Origin of the sequence: Methanococcoides orientis (assembly GCF_021184045.1) — an archaeon.
In the GTDB taxonomy this organism is placed as follows: Archaea; Halobacteriota; Methanosarcinia; order Methanosarcinales; family Methanosarcinaceae; genus Methanococcoides; species Methanococcoides orientis.
Map to the genome: position 1 here is coordinate 830,677 of NZ_CP073710.1, position 18,875 is coordinate 849,551.

The following is an 18,875-nucleotide window of genomic DNA, read 5'->3' on the forward strand; positions in this document are numbered from 1 at the left end:
GTAAATATCGTTCTCAAATTTGTCGGCTTCCGTTTGCTATTCTCGTATTGTGTCTTGATAAAATATCAGTGCATCATCATCAAATGTCATTGCGGTAGTTTCTAATTTATTGAAGATTTGATAAATGGCATTTCCATGCTTAATTACAGCTGCCTGATTGTCAACATCTTCATTACTCTCCATGTCAATATCCACATATGGTTTTTGATAAGTGGGTGCAGCGAACAGGGTTCTATAGCCATACCCACATTCAAAATCCATGATATTCATGACATCACAATATCTTCTCGTTGTTGTTGCATAATACGAGTTAATGTAGGGGTCATTAACAGTAAATTCGGTCGGACCACCTGTTTTGTTACCAGATAATGTTTTCTTTGTACCCAGCCCATCATAAAATTTACACAATTCGTCAAATATACCCTCATTGTACTTTTTATGATATTTAGCCATCAAACCAGAGGATTCATCGGAAACTAAATTTTGGTGTGAATTTAGTGCTAATGATTCTATTAGTCCATCAACTGACTGTGCATCATCAGTAAGCTTCGTGTCTGTGACTCTTTCGTATATTTCCCTGCATTTCTTGGCAGCTGTACTTTTGCGGCTTGTTGTCGACTTTCCAAGAATTTGGACAAAAATATTGGCTTTGATTGTCACTTGTTTCGTCTTAAGAATTATTTTGCCATTGTTCCAAGCTGCCAGAAGCCACAATGCACTGCACACATTGTATTCGTAGTAAGCATCTGTCAAGCCCTTTACCCATCTGGTATAGACATTTATGAAATGGTCGGCAGGTAAGATTTTGGAAAGGTCAGGTATGCGTAGGTCAAGATCCTTCCATTTATTCCGGGACACTCCTTCGTTGCTAAGTATGAGGGTTCCTAACTCTTTAGGGTCAATTAAAATATTGAACATATAATAGAGGCAGGAGAACAAAAAAGTGGTTTCATCATCTGAAGCCACTTTATTGTAATCTGAATGATTCCTTTCAAGTTCAGACCTATTAAATTTAGTCATAGAATAACCTCATGCCTAATCCGTACTTTCAAATAAACAAAATTTCAAAATAGACTCGATATCAGTGTCTGGAATGATATCGTCTGTTTCATCTGTGGAATCATCAGCGTTCTTGATGGACGATTCCAAAGCTTCGAGCTTCTGATGATCTATAACAAATTGTTCATTCTTTGTTTGTTCAAATGAAGATAAAGTGGTCTGGATACTCGTAGTTATTCGACTTCTACTGTAAAAGCCACGTGTGGCATTCTGTAATTTAAGATATGTCATATTATAGCCTCATTATTATAAATTTTCAATTAATTGTATTTGTTCTAATTTTGCAGTTAGGCGTCTGGTTATGTTTCTACTGATTGAGCTTGAGCTATCTCACGAACTAATTTCGCAAGGGCACGATACAAAGTATCTCCATGACATTCCCATCGATCCAGCTGTTCGGATTGCGTTTTCACGAGGAAATCGGAATAGGACTTGAGATCCATTTCAGAAATATTGGGCATTCCAAACCGCCTCTTCGAAGTTAAGGAGGGAACTCTTTAAATAGCAAAAAATGAGTGTTCTTTTTGTGAGAATCATCTTGTTATCTCCTTTTGGGGTTAATCAATTTGTTCTTGCGGGTTCCAATTCCCGAAACTTTTGGTCGAGGGTCGGGAATTGGAGAAACAACCAATTTTCCTTTTTCTATAGTGATCGATACTTTTCCACCCGGATTAATCCCGACATTTGCTGCTAGGGCAGGTGGAAGGCAGATTCTTAAGACGCCCATTTGGGCACCACTTACCTTTCTTATATTTTTCAACATGGTTTTCTCCTGTTGTACTTTCCTTGTCAACTGAGTTGACATATTTCTGTTCTCACAGACCTTTTTAATGGTTTCTATGCGCTCATAAAAGGACAATCATGCAGTGTCATCAATAAAATATTTTGTTCCCATACAAATGATTGTAATAAAATGTGGGGAAGCCTATCTATTATAGGGAACGAAGTGATTTTAAAGGTATAAAAAAGTAAAAATTAATTTTTCTCCCATAATCGTGAACAATATACAACAGTACCGATTGATTGTGTTTCCTATTTTTGTAACAATTTTGCAAAATAAGAATTAATAGTATTCTTTTTCATCATTGTGCGGCATGGTTTTCAACATAAGCCATTAGGTACATGGTAAGGAGTGGTTAACCATTAAACTTATGTGAGTCTATGGTAGGTGGTTGATGTACCATTGAAGGTCATTAGGTTAGTGGTGAGTAGGTGGTTCAACCCCTATGAGATGGTTTACAGACAGATTGCAAATTCAAGTTCGTCAAAATCGATCAAAAATCTTCAGGGGCACAAAATAAAAAGTAAAAAAAGAAGAATGGAGAACAAATTATTCTCCCTTGATTCTCCTCAGTTCCTCAAGTACTTCCATTGCATGCCCTTTGGCCTTGACCTTATCCCATACCTTCGCAACGTTCCCTTCAGGATCGATGAGGAAGGTCGTCCTGACGGTGCCCATGTATTCCTTGCCTGCCATCTTCTTTTGGTGCCACACATCATAGCTTTGTTGCAACTCAGTGCTCTCGTCTGAAAGAAGAGTGATCCCAAGTTCTTTCTTCTCAATGAACTTCTGGTGTGATTTCTGGCTGTCCTTACTGACACCAAGTATGAATGCACCTTCTTTCTCGAAATCGCTCTTAAGCTTTGTAAATTCCATGGCCTCAATGCTACAGCCGGACGTGTTATCCCGTGGATAAAAATAGAGAACGACCCATTTTCCCTTCAGATCCTCTAATGATACATTGTTACCTTCTGCATCTGGAAGACAGAGATTCGGAGCCTTTTCACCTGCAGAAATTGATGTTTTTGCCATTTTACTACCTCTCCTTTTTATTAAAGGATATGAATTAATATATTGTATGATATGAACCTATAATTATGAAAGAAATACAAACCTCTAGCATATATTAGGGATAGAAATAAAGAACTACCCATTTTCCTTTAAGGTCCTCCAAAGATACGTCGTTGCCTTCAGGATCCGGTAGACAAAGGTTTGGGGCTTTTTCGCCTGCAGTAAGTGATGTTTTAGCCATTTTAGTACCTCACAATTATATTGAGCATACAGATACAAAAACCCATCTAAGAAGTGAACATGATGGGCATAACTATCGGATGATACTTTCTTCTATCAACACGTATGGCCATAATGATAAAAAGAATTAAAACAGCAGATAATGCAACCTCAGTTCAGTAACTTATCGAAGAGCCAATGCCATCTTTTTACCAGATTCAAAGGCTTTCTCCAGAATATCTTCATCCTTTGAGACAGCACCCTTCCTGAAGCAGCCGGTAGACAGGAATTTTTCCAGTACCTCATAACCCAGTGCTTCAAGAGGCATTCCAAGGGCCTCAAGCGTAAATCCCATTTCTTCGGCTTTGACCTGCTCGCAGACGGTAAAGACAAGTGCTTTTCTTCCCTGATCTCCAAGTTTGCTCGAGTAGGGTCCCGGACGTTCTTCAGCAAAATCGTAGAATGGATAGAGACGATCAATGAAGGCTTTCATGGGGGCAGTTATGTTGTAATTATAAGTGGGAGAACCAAGGATAAGGCCATCTGCAGCTTCAATTTCCGGATAGAGCAAGTTCATACCATCATGGAACTGCGTGCAAGTACCGGCTTTCCTGCAGGCCTCACATCCAATGCAGGATTCGATAGAATAATCCCTTAGATGGAGCTTCTTTGTTTCAGCTCCTTCGGATTCTGCTCCTTTCAAAAAACTATCAAGCAGAATATCAGTATTCCCATTTTTACGAGGGCTTCCTCCGACTCCAAGAATCTTAACATTGTTCATATTGTAGTTCCGTTCTTTAGATTAACTTTAATGAATATAACGAAAATAATCGATCAAGTGATACTAAATTTAACTGGAATGATAAAAGTATCTTTTTGTCATAGAACTACGATCAGCTTTAAAAGCAATACAATCCCTCTTGCTAAGAAGGAACTATCTGCCAGGTAAGGGTGAATACATCAATGAGCTACGTATTTCTTTTTGCAGCCATACTTTTCGAAGTCATGGGAACCACCTGCATGAAACTATCAGAAGGTTTTACCAAAACACTTCCTTCGATAATGATCTTTGTATTCTATGGAGTAAGCTTCACTCTTTTCACACTGGCCCTCAAAAGACTTGAGGTCAGCCTTGCATATGCGATCTGGTCAGGTATCGGTACACTGAGCATTACTGCGATCGGTATCTTCTATTTTGATGAAACACTGACTGCCCTTAAAGTCGGTTCCATTGCCCTTATCGTCATTGGAGTCATCGGACTCAACTTAAGCAGTGGGATAAACTAAAAAGATAAAAGGATCAGCTCTTTCTTAAGGAATCCACAGGATCGAGCTTTGAAGCTTTATTTGCAGGATAGACACCTGCGATCAGACCAACAACTACGGCTATACCAACACCAAGAACTAGGAGATATGTCGGGAAGATGTAAGGCAGGTTAAGGAAACTTACTGCAGCGTAAGAACCAACAAAGCCCAGTATCGTTCCCAGGATACCACCGATCAAACCGAGTATTATTGACTCTGTAATGAACAGGTAGAGAATATTTGATCTAGTATAACCAAGCGATTTCAAAAGCCCTATCTCTTTTGTCCTTTCGGTAACTGTCACAAGCATGATATTCATGATACCGATAGAACCGACTATCAGTGAGATCAGAGCAACCGAGATAAAGAGGGATGTCAGACCGGCTGAGAGCTCATCAAGCTGATCAAGAATATCAGCCTGGTTAAAAATGCTATAAGGCTTTACGTCCTCATTATCAAGTTCCCTTTCAGAAACTCCAAGGCTTCTGGCGATCTTCTTATCGATCTCATCAGAAACAGGACGCACTGATTCAGCATCCTCAACTGTTATCGAGAATCCCCCATAGTCCTCAATTCCCAGCATCTCGTTCATCGTGTCTATCGGTATGAATATCCTTACATCAGATTCAGCCCCGCTCTGGATAAAAGTAGTATCAGGACTATCAATAATACCAATCACCTTGAAGCTGCGAGATACAGGTGTACCATCCCTGCGTATGAACTCGATATCAATGGAATTACGATAGGAGACCTTCTGATCAAACTTCTCGTATGCAACATCCGAACCCAGCACAGCAGCATACTTATCCTGCTCCGAGAAGAAATTACCAACCTCCAGCTGTATGTTGCCGATCTGTTCATAATCGGCCGAAGTCCCCTGAATATCAACCTGCCGGAGAGTACTGATATATGTAACACCCGCCAATTGCTGTCGGATAGGTGACACTCCTTCGACCTTTGGAGTGTTCTTTATTACATCAAGCTGATTGTCATAGAAGAGATTAATATCCTCACTGTAAATAACAATGAAATTCGACCCCTGGGAGCCAAGCTCATCAACGAAGAACTGGTTGAAGCTGGCACCAAGAGATACATTTGCAACAACAGCAGCTATTCCTATGATAATACCAAGAGTTGTAAGTGCAGACCGCAGCTTGTAGCTGCTGATACTGCCAATGGACAGATGCAGAGCCTGTGAGAATTTCAGCATCCGGTAACACCTCTTTCATTCATAACATTACACGTACCATCATTCATATCTCAACGACTCCCCAGGGTCCATTCTAGCTGCTTTATTAGCAGGATATACTCCTGATATGACACCTACAAAGAGTGCGATACCAAATCCCAGGAAAACAAGGGATATCGGGAAGATGAACGGTACATCAAGGTACTGGTTCACAATGTAAGAGCCTATAACTCCGAGGATAACACCAAAGATACCGCCTAAGAAACCAATAATAGCCGATTCCACAACAAAGATCGTCAGAATATCCCTGTAGGTATATCCAAGGGACTTGAGGATACCTATCTCTTTTGTCCTTTCGGTAACTGTCACGAGCATGATGTTGGTAATACCGATAGAACCAACAAGAAGGGCTATCAATGCGATCGCTGTCAGGATCGAGGTGAGTGCATTGGAGATCTGGTTTAACTGCTCAAGGATCTCCTGCTGGCTGAAGATCACATAGGGTTTTGCGTCCTCATTATCAATATCACGACTTGGAACACCAACGGACCTTGCAAGGTTCTCGTCAACCTCATCAGTAGTAGCTTCAAGGGTCTCAAGGCTCTCAGCTTTTATGAAAAAGCCACCGATATCATTTACACCCTGCATCTCCTGCATAACATCCAGAGGAATAAATACCCTGAACCTTGGATCGACCTCCGGAGCAATATATGTAGCATCCGGATCCTGAACGATACCTTTCACCGTGAACTTGCGGGTGCTTACAGTACCATCTATCCTGTTAATTGAAATGTTGATGGAGTTCTTTACAGAAAGATTCCTTTCAAATTTATCATATGCTATATCCGAACCTATCACAGCAACGTACTGGTCCTGGTCAGTAAGGAACTGACCTTTTTCCATCAAAATGTTCCCGACTTCCTCATATTCGGAACTAACACCATTTATTGAGGCACTCCTGCTTGAAGATTGATACGTGAGAGTACCTATTTGTCCATTAACAGGCGATACCGCCTCGACACCTGCTGTGTTCTTTACAACCTCAAGCTGGTTATCATGGAAGACATTGTTCTTTTGAGTAAAAACAACAATAAAATTAGAGCCCACAGCTCCAATGTTATCTTCAAAGCTCTGGCTGAATCCCACACCAAGCGAAATGTTCACAATAACAGCAGCTACGCCTATGACAATACCAAGAGTGGTCAAAGCAGAGCGTACCTTAGCACTACGTATGCTACCAAGTGCGATCTTCGTTGCCTGTGAGAGATTTACCATTGTTTCAGCGGTCCATAGATATTCTCAGGCCTTTCTTCCTGTACATGTAATAGGCAACAGCTACAATGATACCACCGATCAATAGTATCGCAAGTGCAGTATTATTGCCGTCCTCCTCCACATGTTCCAGTGTAAGAACATGTGATCCAATGACCTCCTCGTGTTCGTTCAAACCGTTCCTGTAATCCGTGTAGATGGTGAGGTTCACCGGACCGGTCTTATCAGGGTCTTCTGCCTGTGCTTCGATCTCAATGGTAAACAGCTCATCAGGATCCATGGATCCCACGAAATATTCCTGTGGAAGAAATTCCACATCATCTGCTTCAAGTTTTACCAGCACAGAGGACAATGCATTCGGATGGATGTTCGCAACATCAAACTCAAGGTCAGCCTTGCCATTTTCCAGGACAAGAGGCACTGAAGGGATTACCCTCACAGCAGAGGAATCCACAACAACCGGAACCATCCAGTTGTTATTGAAAGAATGGGAGTTACCTATCATGACCAGATCAAGGAAATAAGTGCCATCATCCATCGAATCACTAACCTTGATGTTATAGGTGACCTGCACGAAATCCCCGGGGCCTAGTACACCCTTTCCTTCATACGGCTGACTGGTCACTGTTATCATATCAGTACCCATGAGTGTTGCTGACTGCACTCTAGCATAGGTATCATAGATCTGATCGTCAATAGTGATCGTACTCTGCTGAGCAGTATTTGTCAAAGTGAAACTTACACTTCCTTCATCACCCGGCATGAATACCTCAGGAGAGGAGATCACGTTTGAGAGTCCTACCGTACCCTTACTATCAAAAGTGGTGGAGCCTACTTTGATATCAAAAGTGGTCTTTTGCCAGGAAGATTCGTCACTTGCACGATACAGTATGTCAAAACTTCCTGTACCTGCCTTTGCGCCATCATCTACATAAAGACGATACTCATGGATAGCAGTCCTTTCAGGAGGCAAGTTACCAAAGTTCTTGATTGCATTATTCTCTGAATCAAGTGAAAAAGGATACTCTGGTTCGATCTTTATTGAAACGTCTTCAGCAGTACCTGATGCAAAGTTCTCAATTTTGATCCAGACATCTACGTAGGAACCTATTTCCGCAGGATAAGGATCATACCTCAACAGGTCCACTCTTAATGTACTGCTGGAAGATGCTGCACCAGCAATTATGGGAACTGCAGTAACAAATAGTAACATCAACAATACCAGGATCCCTATTGGTTTTTTATAATTCATCATAATATACTCCACCTTTAATCAGTTAATCCATCCTTCTATCAGTTAGCAACATCAGTACGGTCTTCGACATACCCATCTTTCAGGTATACCACCCGGTCAGCATATTTTTTTGCAAGATTCGGATCATGCGTGATCATTATGATCGTGCGTCCTTTATTATTGAGATCCGTGAACAACTCCATGATCTCCTTACCGGTCTTTGAATCAAGGTTACCGGTAGGCTCATCAGCAAGGATAAGCGACGGATCATTAATCAAAGCACGTGCAACAGCAACTCTCTGAGATTGACCTCCTGAAAGCTCAGTTGGACGGTAATTCATTCGGTCTTCCAGCCCCACCAGTTCCAGAAGCTCCCTTGCATGTTTTCGATTATCAACACCAGGCCTGCTATTGGCATAAGTAGGAAGTTCTACATTCTCAAGAGCGGTAAGTCTTGGAACAAGGTTGAAGCTCTGGAACACAAAACCAATCTCAAGACCCCGAAGTTTTGCCAGTTCATTGTCAGAGATACTGTTCACATCTTTCCCCATAAGAAGCACAGCACCACATGTGGGACGGTCCAGACAACCTATCAGGTTCATAAGTGTACTTTTACCCGACCCCGAGGGACCCATTATGGCTATAAATTCTCCTTTTTTAACGACCATATTCACATTTTTAAGAACAGGGATAGTCATCTCACCTACCTGATAATCACGACAGACATTATCAGCTTTTACAACAGCGGGATCTTCAATATCCGAATTTGGGATCGTTTCCAAATATTCACCTCTAAAGGATCACAAGTAGATTGCCAGCACGCCTGAATGATATTTCAACATAATAATATGCACAAAGGCTGCTTATTACAATAAGCCATTACAATATTAGTATATCATTAGTACAATAACTCTATAGAAATATTAGGCTTATGTTTATTTAAGTGTTAGTATACAAAAAAAGAAAGGCAGAGACAGCATAAATAACAAAGGTAGAATGAATAACATATCACTTATTCGTCATCGAAGATGAAAACCTCGTCAATAGTTGTGTTCAAAGCTTTTGCAACATTGTGTGCAAGCTTTAAAGAGGGATTGTAAGTACCCTTTTCCATGAAAAGGACGGTCTCCCTTCTTGCACCAAACAATTTTGCCAGATCTGCTTGCGTGAGGTTATATCTTGCTCTGAATTATTTTATCCGGGTTCTCATATAAATTCCACTTTCCTGTTAAAGTACCAGCGCAATCCTGCATAAAGCAGGATGTTAAAAAGTAATGCAATAATGAGAAACACGCTTGAATCAAGCACAGGTAGACCCATAGAAAGGTTCTCGGAAAGAAATGCATAGTATAGAAGACCCAGCAGGAAATATGTCATTACCATGACCGTTACACGTCCGGCCATCCCTTCTACTTTCATAGTTCTTTCATCTTTCAGGGTAAAACCTTCTTTACTTTCTTTGTAATTGCGCCAGAAGACCTTTAGAAAAAGGATAAACACCACCAAAATTAGTATTGCAGGTGCTAGTATCATTATTATTTCAGCCATTTTCTCACTCCATAATAAGCATTCATAAAATTAAATGAGTTATATCTAACTAATTATTGGAAATAATTAATATCTATATTTTATTGATAAGTATTCAGATAGTTGAAAAAATTAGAATTAATTTCAGGATAGAAATTTTCAATGACCAACAGGCATAAAAACTACTGAAAGAATAAATGATATTCGGGAGATGTTATGGGTAAAATAATTCATGCGGGTTCCAGAAAAGTAGGTGTTGCTCCCGGAACACTGATCCATATTGGAAAAAAGCAGCTAACAGAGCCAAAAATAACTGTTATTGATTACAATGAGGATAATTTCCAGGAACTGGTAGCAGAAAATATCGAGGAAGCATATCCATTTAAAGATAGTGAAAACGTTTCCTGGATCAATATTCACGGAGTACATCATGTAGACCTGATCGAAAAGATAGGTACTAACTTTGGAATCCACCCCCTCGTACTTGAAGACATCGTCCATACTGATCAACGACCAAAAGTAGAGTTCTTCGATTCTTATATCTACATCGTTCTGAAGATGCTACAATATGATAAGGAAAAAGAAGAGATTATAGCTGAGCAGGTCAGTATTATCCTCGGCTCAAATTTTGTAATTTCGTTCCAGGAAATTCTGGGGGACACTTTCGATCCGATAAGAGATCGAATAAGAACATCAAAGGGCCGGATCCGAAAGCAAGGTCCGGACTATCTGACTTATGCACTTCTGGATTCTATAGTTGACAGCTATTTTGTTATGCTTGAGATAATAGGTGAAAATATAGAAGCGCTAGATGACGAACTTTTGGATAGTCCTACACCAAAAACTCTCGAAAGCATCCATCGATTAAAGAAAGAAGTTATTCTTTTAAGAAAATTCGTCTGGCCTTTAAGAGAAGTTGTTAACAGTTTGCAGAGGGATGAATCATTTTTTGTTAAAGAGACAACATCATTTTTCTTGAAAGATATCTATGACCACATAATTCAGGTAATGGATACAATTGAATCATATAGAGATATTCTCTCCACGATGCTTGACCTTTACCTTTCGACTGCAAGCAATAAAATGAACGAGATCATGAAGGTGCTTACCATCATAGCCACCATCTTTATTCCCCTCACTTTTATTGCAGGGATATATGGTATGAACTTTGAATATATGCCAGAGCTGAAATGGCATTTGGGATATCCTGTGATCTGGGCACTAATGATAGCTGTAGCTATTGTAATGCTTGCTTATTTCAGAAAACTTAAATGGATCTGAAAAACATTAAAACTGGATCAAGTTGGCAATGCGATCATGCTAAGGTAAATTCCCCAGATACCACTTGCGATCATAGTTACTGAGATCGCACCCAGGAACAGACCGAATAGTCTGGTAAGTACCAGCATTCCATTGTATCCCATTTTCTTGTGTATTCTCCTCGAAAAGAGAAATGTTACCAGGGCTATTGAATAGGTCAGGACTGTTGCAAGTATTACGAGCAATTTTTCCTGGACCACTTCAGCGGTCTCTGTAAGAATTATAGCTGTTGTTATAGTGGCAGGACCGGTTAGAATAGGCATTGCAATTGGGAAGATCCAGAGATCTTCACGATCAGCGGATGCATCTATCTCTTTGTCAGTAATGCTTTCTCTTGATATCTTGGCATGCATCATATCAAAAGATATCGTGAAAAGTAACAATCCACCGGCAACCTTCAACGAATCAAGACTTATCCCAAGAATATCAAGAATAATGTTTCCCGTTAAAATGAAGAACATGGCAATAACAAATGCCAACAAAACGGATTTCTTTGCGATCACATTCTTTGCATTCAGAGTGAGACCATTGGTTAGTGTTATAAAAGTAATTACTCCGGTAATAGGGCTTACAATAATAAATAAAGTGACAAAAGAATAGATAAAATATCCGATTAAGTCCATTAATTAGTAAAAGGCCATGGTATTTTAAAAAGCATGCGATTGAGGAATCTACTTTTGCTCAATGTAGATAGATGGTACATCACTCAACAATTTTTTGTTTGTTAACACTATTAACATAAAGTTTAAGTTGTATGCTATTTATTATTACAAAAATTAAAATTCGTAATAATAAATAACTGAAATATTATACAACATAGCATTTGATTGTTGCAAATGATCATACCAATAGAACCTAAAACAAAGATAAATGCAGCCATAAACAGGAATTTAACTTAAAAATTCAGGTTCTGTTCATGAAGAACATTTGTAACATCATATCGGTGGTGTTAACAAAATGAAATTCAAAGCATATAGTGGAATACTAATTATTCTCGTACTGATGCTGTCCTGTATCGGTGCTGGTTGTCTTTCAGGCTCCGGCCAGTCATCAGAGGAAAATGTTGAAGTTCAGACCATAACCGATGGTCTTGGCAGAAAAGTAACTGTCCCTGTTGGTCCTGAAAGAATTGTCTGTCAGGGGCCAGGGGCATTAAGGTATATTTGCTATCTTGGTGCACAGGATGCAGTTGTTGGTGTGGAAGACATTGAATTGAGAAAAGATGAAAATAGAAGACCCTATGCTATTGCTAATCCTCAATTCCAGAACATGCCCCTGATCGGCGAATACAGGGGAAACACTGACCCCGAAAAGATCGTTACTGTCGATCCGGATGTGATCTTCTGGACATACGTACAGTCAGCTAATGATGCAGATGAACTTCAGGCAAAGACAGGGATCCCTGTGGTAGCTCTTAATTATGGAGATCTCGGCGTCTACCGCAATGATATGTACTTTTCACTACATACCATGGCAGAAGTAATGGGGAAAGAAGAGAGAGCTGAAGAGGTCATTAAGTTCTTCGATATGACAATTGAAGACTTAGAATCCCGGACATCGGATATCCCTGAAGACGAAAAGACATCAGTCTATGTCGGTGGCATAGCATACAGGGGTCCGCACGGATTCCAGTCAACAGAACCGTCCTACCCGCCATTTACGCTGATAAACGCAAAGAATGCAGCAACTTCACTTGGGACCGAGCACGCTGATGTGTCAAAGGAAGCTATCATTGAATGGGACCCCGAGATCATTTTTGTTGATCTTTCAACATACCAGACCACGCCTTCAGCAGTTGATGAGCTAGAAACTGATCCCGCATATACATCATTGACAGCTGTAAAGAGCGGCGAAGTTTATGGCATACTACCTTACAACTGGTACACTACAAACCATGGTTCAGTCCTTGCTGCTGCTTACTATTCAGGAAAGGTGATCTACCCTGAAAGGTTCCAGGATATCGAACCTTCCGACAAAGCAGATGAGATCTATACATTCCTCCTTGGGGAACCAGTTTATGAAAACCTGAGCTCCGGATTCAGTGCAGGATTCGGACAGATCGAACTGGATCAATAAAGAGTGAGTGGGACCTGGAGACTATCGGAGGAAAAATGGAATTTACAGCAGATAAAATGGATGATCTAAAGGAAGATACACTTCCTTTGGACTATACAGGTTACATAAGAAAGAAGATATCATTCATAATGATCTCATCAATCCTTTTGTTACTGTTACTCATCCATTCCATATCCGTAGGTGCTGCAAATATTTCTTTTACGGATGTAATGGCTGCACTGCTTGGCCACGATGTTGGAAATGTTTCCACCATTATATGGAACATACGTCTCCCAAGAGCACTGACAGCCATTGTTTCAGGTATAGGCCTATCTGTTGCAGGCGTAGCGCTCCAGTCAATCCTCCGAAACCCGCTTGGTTCACCATACACGCTGGGAATATCACATGCTGCTGCATTCGGTGCAGCATTCTCAGTGATCGTTCTTGGCAGCGGCAGTATGCGAAGCACAGGAGCAGATGCGGTCATGCTGAACAATCCTTACATGACAACAGCGGTTGCATTCTTGTTCTCCATGATAGCCACATTCATCCTGATAGCTATCGCAAGGTACAGGAACGCTTCCCCGGAAGTTATGATCCTCACAGGGGTTGCACTGGCATCTCTTTTTACTGCGGGTACAATGTTCCTACAGTATTTTGCAGACGATGTCCAGCTTGCAGCAGTAGTTTTCTGGACCTTCGGGGACGTCGGGAGAGCCGATTGGGGAGATCTCGGGATACTGACAGCCGTCATTGTTCCTTCAATGGCATATTTCATCCTCAACCGCTGGAACTACAATGCCATTGATGCAGGAGATGAAACAGCCAAAGGACTTGGTGTTGACGTGGAAAAGATCCGCCTCTGGGGTATGCTTGTAGCATCCCTGATGACCGCTTTTGTCGTGGCGTTCCTGGGTGTGATCGGTTTTGTCGGGCTGGTCTGTCCGCATATTGCACGCAAGTTCGTAGGTGATGAACAAAGATTCCTCCTGCCGGCCTCCTGCCTTACAGGTGGCCTGTTGTTACTTGGTGCAGACACTGCAGCACGCCTTATGCTCGCACCCCACGAGCTTCCGGTAGCTATACTGACCGCTTTTATGGGTGCTCCGCTATTCCTTTACTTGCTTATCAGGGGGTATCAACACTAATGTTGAATGTAGAAGGGCTTGGCTTTAACTATAAGACCAGAAAAGTACTCGAGCAAATACACTTCGGCTTAAGGCCAGGTGAGATCCTTGCCATCCTTGGCCCCAATGGTGTTGGGAAATCGACACTTCTCAGATGCATAAATACCATACATCCACCTGCTACAGGGACTATTTTCGTTGATGGTGAAGAGGTCCTTTCTCTTGAAAAACATGAGGTCGCAAAGAGGATCGGTTATGTTCCACAAAGATCTGAGGTCGGAAGGCTAACTGCCTATGATGCTATCCTGCTCGGAAGGAAGCCGCATATTGGCTGGAACATCAGAGAAAAGGATCACCGGATCGTTGAGTCCATCATTATGAGGCTGGAACTGGAAAAACTTGCACTCAGGTACATCAATGAAATAAGTGGAGGGGAACTTCAAAGAGTTGCAATAGCAAGAGCCCTCGTTCAGGAACCAAAGCTGTTATTGCTTGATGAGCCGACCAGCAGTCTTGACCTTAAAAAACAACTGGAGATACTACGTACTGTCAGACAGGTTGTAAAAGATAACAGGGTGTCTGCTGTCATAACAATGCATGACATTAATCTTGCACTCCGTTTCGCGGACAGGTATATTTTTCTGAAAGATGGAAACATTTTCGCCCATGGGGGACATGAGATAGTCGTGCCTGAAACTATTGAACAGGTATACGGTGTTTCTGCAACCGTGGAAGAATTGAATGGATTCCGCATCGTTGTACCAAACGAAGAGTGATGTGTAATAATAATTTATTACGCAACGAAGGAAAAGAAAAATGAAATGAAATGAAATGAAATGAAATGAAAAAATGAAATAAACGTAAGCTGAAACGAAAAAAGATATAGCAAAAAATAAGGATAATGGATGTGTCAAAGGAAGTAAAATTACATCCATTCAGCTTCTTTTCCGATCTTGGATCAATAAACACTACCCCTGACAGAAGTACACTCTGCAGAGTTCCCAAAAATGTGATTTTTAATATTGAATCCCAAAAGGAAAGAACCAATGCACTGTTCTTTGCTGTTAGGATGCAACCTTGATCTTATATATTCATCCGTAAAACGGGAAGGTGAAGCCATGAGAGCATCGGAAATGCCTGGGATGTGGCCTATGTGAGGGAATGGTTTCGGATTAACTACCATACAGATAGAATCAGCAGAATCCCCTTTTTTTACTAACTTATCAAGTTCTACAACGATATTTCCAAAAACACAGTAACCTGAATGTTCCTGGTACTCCTGAAGTTTGACAGGATCAGTCACATCACCGCCTATTATCTTATCGCCATGCATCAATTTGATATTATTAGCCGGCCATCCAAACTCCTTGTTCGTCATGAAAGCCATCATTACATCACAATCAAGAACCTGCTTGACACCAAGGTTGTTCTTTTTACCGAAGAGAACTGATTTGACCTTTTCATCCTCCCCCTCAAGTTCAATTATTTTCCTTCGGTCCACATTATTAAGAAGCACTATTTGATCGATACCCCTTGTGGAATTTAGCTTGATCCTCACTTTGTCCATTGTGTCTTCGTATGATATGGTATGACCCCCTATGAAATACCAGTATTTTTACTAAAAAAAACCAATATATAGTATTGTAATTCAATCATATTTAAGTCTTGTTTTGTTGATTTAGAAAATAAGGATGAAAATATACCTGTAAGTCCATATAAAGAAGAGAATCGGCCAAGACACTATATTTTAGTAGAAATCAGATTCAATAGACATGATAAATATTATAAATTTAAAAGCAGGAAGAATTGGATTAAATGAAAATTGAAAAGACAGTTAGAAAAAAAGAAAAGTAAAGTTAAGTGAAGTAAATAAAAAGATGCTAAGAATATTACTTCACCTTTTTAACAATGCTTTGTTTGCTCAAAAGCAGATTGTATGCACCTTTATCTTTGTTGTACTTAACAAGGACATTATGGAGCTCAAGAACATTTCCATAACTTTCCTCTTTGAGAAGCGCATTTTCATAAACGACATTATGTGAAGGTAAGACAGCATATACCTGCTTATTTGAAGTTCCATCACATACCTTATAGACGGAATATTTATTGTCACCAAGATCTCCGGACATGAGGGAACAAACAACGTTAATGCGTTTGTCAACATACTTTTTCATATCAGACAATCTGGCAAATTTTGCTTTTAGTGGTACCTTGTAGCTTACTTTGGACAAATTATCCTTCCTCATTATGGCATATGAATATTTGATATCAGTGTTAAGGTACCTGAAAGGCTCCTCGCATTCTGCGAGTTTTGACATCAGGATAGGTGGTTTGATGTCCTCTTTCTGCTCAAAGCTCCAGCACTCGTCAGGGTTACAGCCCCTGCACCAGATAAAGGAACATGGACTATAGATCCCAAGACCAAGATGCTTAAGAGCAAGAGTAAGCTTCCTGAACTCGGTTGAATTAACCCTGTCCGCAGGCTCGATAAGAACAATATTTCCATCGCCTGTGAGCTTCTCGGACAGTTTTTTGACAAGCTGTGCTTTCTCATCGATTGTAAGCTCTTTGATCTCATTGAGAACATTGGAGAATACCATCAGGTCGATCTTATCAGGTAGATCCTCAGACTTAAGGTCCACGATATTGGCCTTAATAGGTTTTTCCACGGATACTCTTGCTTTGTTCTTTGCATATTCCGGCACGATGTGATCATATGCCTCGATGTTCTCATCATAGAGTTCAACGCTATGGATAGATGCTTCTGCAACGTCGAGTCGCTTGTAGAAGTCAATAATAGAAAGTGGTACTGTACCCGGGCCGGTGCCTATATCAAGGATCTTCATCCTTGTCTTCAGCATGCCATCAAGTGCCATACTGTAGAGGATGTGTTCGAACTGTACGAAATAGACCGGAAACTGATAAGCAAGATAGGCAAGGATGCTATAGCCTTTTTCATAAGAGATATTCCTGGACTTCCCTGATTTCCAGTAAGCATTCTTCTGTGCTACTATCGCTTTTCTTATTTTTTCCAGAACCAGAGGGTCATCCCAGTCCTTTGTAGTCTTATATTCGATGTACTGCTCAATATCCTTCTGGAGTTGTTTTGAGACAACAGGAGACCTGAAGAATGACCTGGTCCTACCCTGCTCTTCAACTGTAAGCTCCAGCTTTTCTTTACTGAGAGCACGAGTCATCCTGAAATCTTCATCCTGAGGTGTTGCATTGATCTTAAGATCGAATAAGAATGGTGATACGGCTTTATAGATGTCCTGTGTTGACATCTCTTCTTCTATGTAATCCTTTATCTCCGATAGCATGAACTCCTTGTTCATACGTGAGACGTACTTCAGCACGGAGAGTATATTATTTTGGGGCATCTTTTGAGAGGAAGGATCGCAAGTAATTAAAGCATTTTGGGAAAAGAAGAAAAAAGAACAGAAATGAAGAATTAGATGAAGAAAAGTTCATCGATATCTCAAGATGAGGGGAGATCCTTCGAACTTCTTCAAACAATGATTAGTATAAAGATCAGCTTCTTGCAAGGGAGTATTCGCCAAGCACCTTCAGGTATTCATCATCAACTTCCATCAGTACCGTCTCAAACATGGCCACATGGATCATTTCTTCTCTTGCAACATCAAGAAGTATCGCCCTGAGATCTTCATCATCGGTAAGAGCAGCCATTTGCTCATAAAGGTTGACAGCATCCAGTTCAGCTATCATGGAAAGCCTCATGAGCTCCTTGTCAATATTTTTCTTATCCACTTTTTCAAGTTCAATAGGTATTTCTGATAACATCACAGGAGCCTCCTTTATTTTTCGAGCTTTTCTTCAACTTCCTTTTTGCCCATCTTTAGCTCATAGTCCTGCTGTTCATCTTCTTTGAGCAAAAGTGTCTGAAACTCACCTACATGGGTCTTTTCTTCTTTTGCAACATCCAGAAGTACACGTTTTACTTCAACATTGTCTGTAAGAGCAGCCATTTGCTCATAGAGACTTATAGCATCTAATTCGGCAATTACCCCAAGCCTCAGGATTTCTTTATTGACGTCTTCAGCAGCTACTTTTGAAAAGTCGATCGGTATTTTTGATAGCATGTTTGCACCCTTTAAAGCTATGATGATATCGAGTCGATCATAGTAAGCATTTAAACAAAAACAAAAATGCTACAACTCGATAAAACTCCCAATCAAATATCATCAACTTAACTATTAATAAATTTCGCAGGACTTTCGTTGGCAAAATGCATATTATTGATGTTAACCTAAATTTAGTTAATTTAGAAATAATCAAGGGGGACTTATGATGAGAGCATTAATTGTATTTATCGTCCTATTGACGACTATATTAATGGCAGGATGTGTACAGGATAGTGAACAACCTGCACAGGAAACAGATATAACCACAACAGAAGATACGGGTGAAGCCACAACAGAAGAAGACATTGTCGAGGATGCTGAAGATGAGGTAGAAGTAGCCGATGATGTCGATGAAACTCTGTCAAAGGACCATGAGGTTCTGATCGAGGACTTTGAGTTCAAACCTGCCACCCTCCAGATATCAGTTGGTGACACTGTCACATGGATCAATATGGATTCAGCACCACACACAGCCACCTCTAATGATGAGGGATTTGATTCAGGAAGTCTTTCAAAAGGTGAAAGTTTCAGCTTTACTTTCGAAGAAAAAGGAATTTTTGACTATATATGCACTTTCCATCCATATATGGAAGGAGACATCACAGTAGAAGCTTAAAATAATTGCCTGAAACTG

General features: G+C 40.5%; 21 protein-coding genes and 1 pseudogene. 6 read left to right on the top strand and 16 right to left on the bottom strand.

Annotated features, from left to right (window positions below; translation table 11 throughout):
* Positions 1-36: 36 nt before the first annotated feature.
* The 5 genes from J7W08_RS04140 to J7W08_RS04160 form a co-directional block, all read right to left on the bottom strand.
* Positions 37-1,020, bottom strand: coding sequence for a hypothetical protein (locus J7W08_RS04140; protein WP_233085377.1), 984 nt, complete (start codon positions 1,018-1,020; stop codon positions 37-39).
* Between the two features lie 580 nt (positions 1,021-1,600).
* Positions 1,601-1,822 carry an AbrB/MazE/SpoVT family DNA-binding domain-containing protein gene (locus J7W08_RS04145; protein WP_233085378.1) on the bottom strand — a complete coding sequence of 74 codons (222 nt, stop codon included), beginning with the start codon at positions 1,820-1,822 and terminating at the stop codon, positions 1,601-1,603.
* 567 nt (positions 1,823-2,389) lie between these two features.
* On the bottom strand, positions 2,390-2,872 hold the full coding sequence (gene bcp, locus J7W08_RS04150) for a thioredoxin-dependent thiol peroxidase (RefSeq protein ID WP_233085379.1): 483 nt from the start codon (positions 2,870-2,872) through the stop codon (positions 2,390-2,392).
* A gap of 94 nt (positions 2,873-2,966) precedes the next feature.
* On the bottom strand, positions 2,967-3,092 hold the full coding sequence (locus J7W08_RS04155) for a redoxin domain-containing protein (protein WP_233085380.1): 126 nt from the start codon (positions 3,090-3,092) through the stop codon (positions 2,967-2,969).
* 162 nt (positions 3,093-3,254) lie between these two features.
* Entirely contained in the window at positions 3,255-3,851 is a 597-nt protein-coding gene (locus tag J7W08_RS04160; protein WP_233085381.1) for a flavodoxin family protein, read from the bottom strand.
* Between the two features lie 182 nt (positions 3,852-4,033).
* Here J7W08_RS04160 and J7W08_RS04165 point away from each other — a divergent pair, with 182 nt between their 5' ends.
* Positions 4,034-4,357, top strand: a complete 324-nt coding sequence (locus J7W08_RS04165) for a DMT family transporter (protein WP_233085382.1) — start codon at positions 4,034-4,036, stop codon at positions 4,355-4,357.
* A 13-nt stretch (positions 4,358-4,370) separates the two neighbouring features.
* On the opposite strand, the gene J7W08_RS04170 is transcribed toward J7W08_RS04165, so the two are convergent.
* The 6 genes and pseudogenes from J7W08_RS04170 to J7W08_RS04195 form a co-directional block, all read right to left on the bottom strand.
* A complete protein-coding gene (locus tag J7W08_RS04170) occupies positions 4,371-5,585 on the bottom strand; it encodes an ABC transporter permease (RefSeq protein WP_233085383.1) in 1,215 nt (404 codons plus the stop codon).
* Positions 5,586-5,624: 39 nt separating this feature from the next.
* A complete protein-coding gene (locus J7W08_RS04175) occupies positions 5,625-6,839 on the bottom strand; it encodes an ABC transporter permease (RefSeq protein ID WP_233085384.1) in 1,215 nt (404 codons plus the stop codon).
* Between the two features lie 4 nt (positions 6,840-6,843).
* Complete coding sequence (locus J7W08_RS04180; RefSeq protein WP_233085385.1) at positions 6,844-8,091, bottom strand: COG1361 S-layer family protein; 1,248 nt, start codon at positions 8,089-8,091, stop codon at positions 6,844-6,846.
* Between the two features lie 38 nt (positions 8,092-8,129).
* Positions 8,130-8,852 (bottom strand): ABC transporter ATP-binding protein, encoded by a 723-nt coding sequence (locus J7W08_RS04185; protein ID WP_310742509.1) that lies wholly within the window; start codon positions 8,850-8,852, stop codon positions 8,130-8,132.
* A 230-nt stretch (positions 8,853-9,082) separates the two neighbouring features.
* Positions 9,083-9,244 (bottom strand): annotated as a pseudogene (locus J7W08_RS04190) (helix-turn-helix transcriptional regulator); the annotation flags it as partial.
* Between the two features lie 32 nt (positions 9,245-9,276).
* Positions 9,277-9,618, bottom strand: coding sequence for a DUF2178 domain-containing protein (locus J7W08_RS04195; protein WP_233085386.1), 342 nt, complete (start codon positions 9,616-9,618; stop codon positions 9,277-9,279).
* 195 nt (positions 9,619-9,813) lie between these two features.
* Between J7W08_RS04195 and corA the strand changes: the two genes are divergently transcribed.
* On the top strand, positions 9,814-10,878 hold the full coding sequence (corA, locus tag J7W08_RS04200) for a magnesium/cobalt transporter CorA (RefSeq protein WP_233085387.1): 1,065 nt from the start codon (positions 9,814-9,816) through the stop codon (positions 10,876-10,878).
* A 17-nt stretch (positions 10,879-10,895) separates the two neighbouring features.
* Here the strand turns inward: corA and J7W08_RS04205 are convergent, their stop codons facing one another.
* Positions 10,896-11,540, bottom strand: a complete 645-nt coding sequence (locus J7W08_RS04205; protein WP_048192953.1) for a MarC family protein — start codon at positions 11,538-11,540, stop codon at positions 10,896-10,898.
* A gap of 334 nt (positions 11,541-11,874) precedes the next feature.
* Here J7W08_RS04205 and J7W08_RS04210 point away from each other — a divergent pair, with 334 nt between their 5' ends.
* From J7W08_RS04210 to J7W08_RS04220, 3 genes are read left to right on the top strand one after another with little or no spacing between them, the layout of a single operon-like run.
* Positions 11,875-12,993, top strand: a complete 1,119-nt coding sequence (locus J7W08_RS04210; protein WP_233085388.1) for an iron ABC transporter substrate-binding protein — start codon at positions 11,875-11,877, stop codon at positions 12,991-12,993.
* Positions 12,994-13,028: 35 nt separating this feature from the next.
* Positions 13,029-14,120, top strand: coding sequence for a FecCD family ABC transporter permease (locus tag J7W08_RS04215; protein WP_233085389.1), 1,092 nt, complete (start codon positions 13,029-13,031; stop codon positions 14,118-14,120).
* Positions 14,120-14,875 carry an ABC transporter ATP-binding protein gene (locus tag J7W08_RS04220; RefSeq protein WP_233085390.1) on the top strand — a complete coding sequence of 252 codons (756 nt, stop codon included), beginning with the start codon at positions 14,120-14,122 and terminating at the stop codon, positions 14,873-14,875. The genes J7W08_RS04215 and J7W08_RS04220 overlap by 1 nt, the downstream gene beginning before the upstream one ends.
* Before the next feature lie 182 nt (positions 14,876-15,057).
* Here J7W08_RS04220 and J7W08_RS04225 read toward each other — a convergent pair whose 3' ends face one another.
* From J7W08_RS04225 to J7W08_RS04240, 4 genes are all read right to left on the bottom strand, one after another.
* On the bottom strand, positions 15,058-15,666 hold the full coding sequence (locus J7W08_RS04225; RefSeq protein ID WP_233085391.1) for a hypothetical protein: 609 nt from the start codon (positions 15,664-15,666) through the stop codon (positions 15,058-15,060).
* A 322-nt stretch (positions 15,667-15,988) separates the two neighbouring features.
* Positions 15,989-17,479: a small ribosomal subunit Rsm22 family protein gene (locus tag J7W08_RS04230; protein WP_233085392.1), complete on the bottom strand. Its 1,491-nt coding sequence runs from the start codon at positions 17,477-17,479 to the stop codon at positions 15,989-15,991.
* A 151-nt stretch (positions 17,480-17,630) separates the two neighbouring features.
* Positions 17,631-17,900 (bottom strand): ferritin family protein, encoded by a 270-nt coding sequence (locus J7W08_RS04235; RefSeq protein ID WP_233085393.1) that lies wholly within the window; start codon positions 17,898-17,900, stop codon positions 17,631-17,633.
* Between the two features lie 14 nt (positions 17,901-17,914).
* Positions 17,915-18,199 carry a ferritin family protein gene (locus J7W08_RS04240; protein ID WP_233085394.1) on the bottom strand — a complete coding sequence of 95 codons (285 nt, stop codon included), beginning with the start codon at positions 18,197-18,199 and terminating at the stop codon, positions 17,915-17,917.
* 205 nt (positions 18,200-18,404) lie between these two features.
* On the opposite strand from J7W08_RS04240, the gene J7W08_RS04245 reads away from it, so the two are divergent.
* Positions 18,405-18,857 carry a cupredoxin domain-containing protein gene (locus J7W08_RS04245; RefSeq protein WP_233085395.1) on the top strand — a complete coding sequence of 151 codons (453 nt, stop codon included), beginning with the start codon at positions 18,405-18,407 and terminating at the stop codon, positions 18,855-18,857.
* The last annotated feature ends 18 nt before the right edge of the window (positions 18,858-18,875 follow it).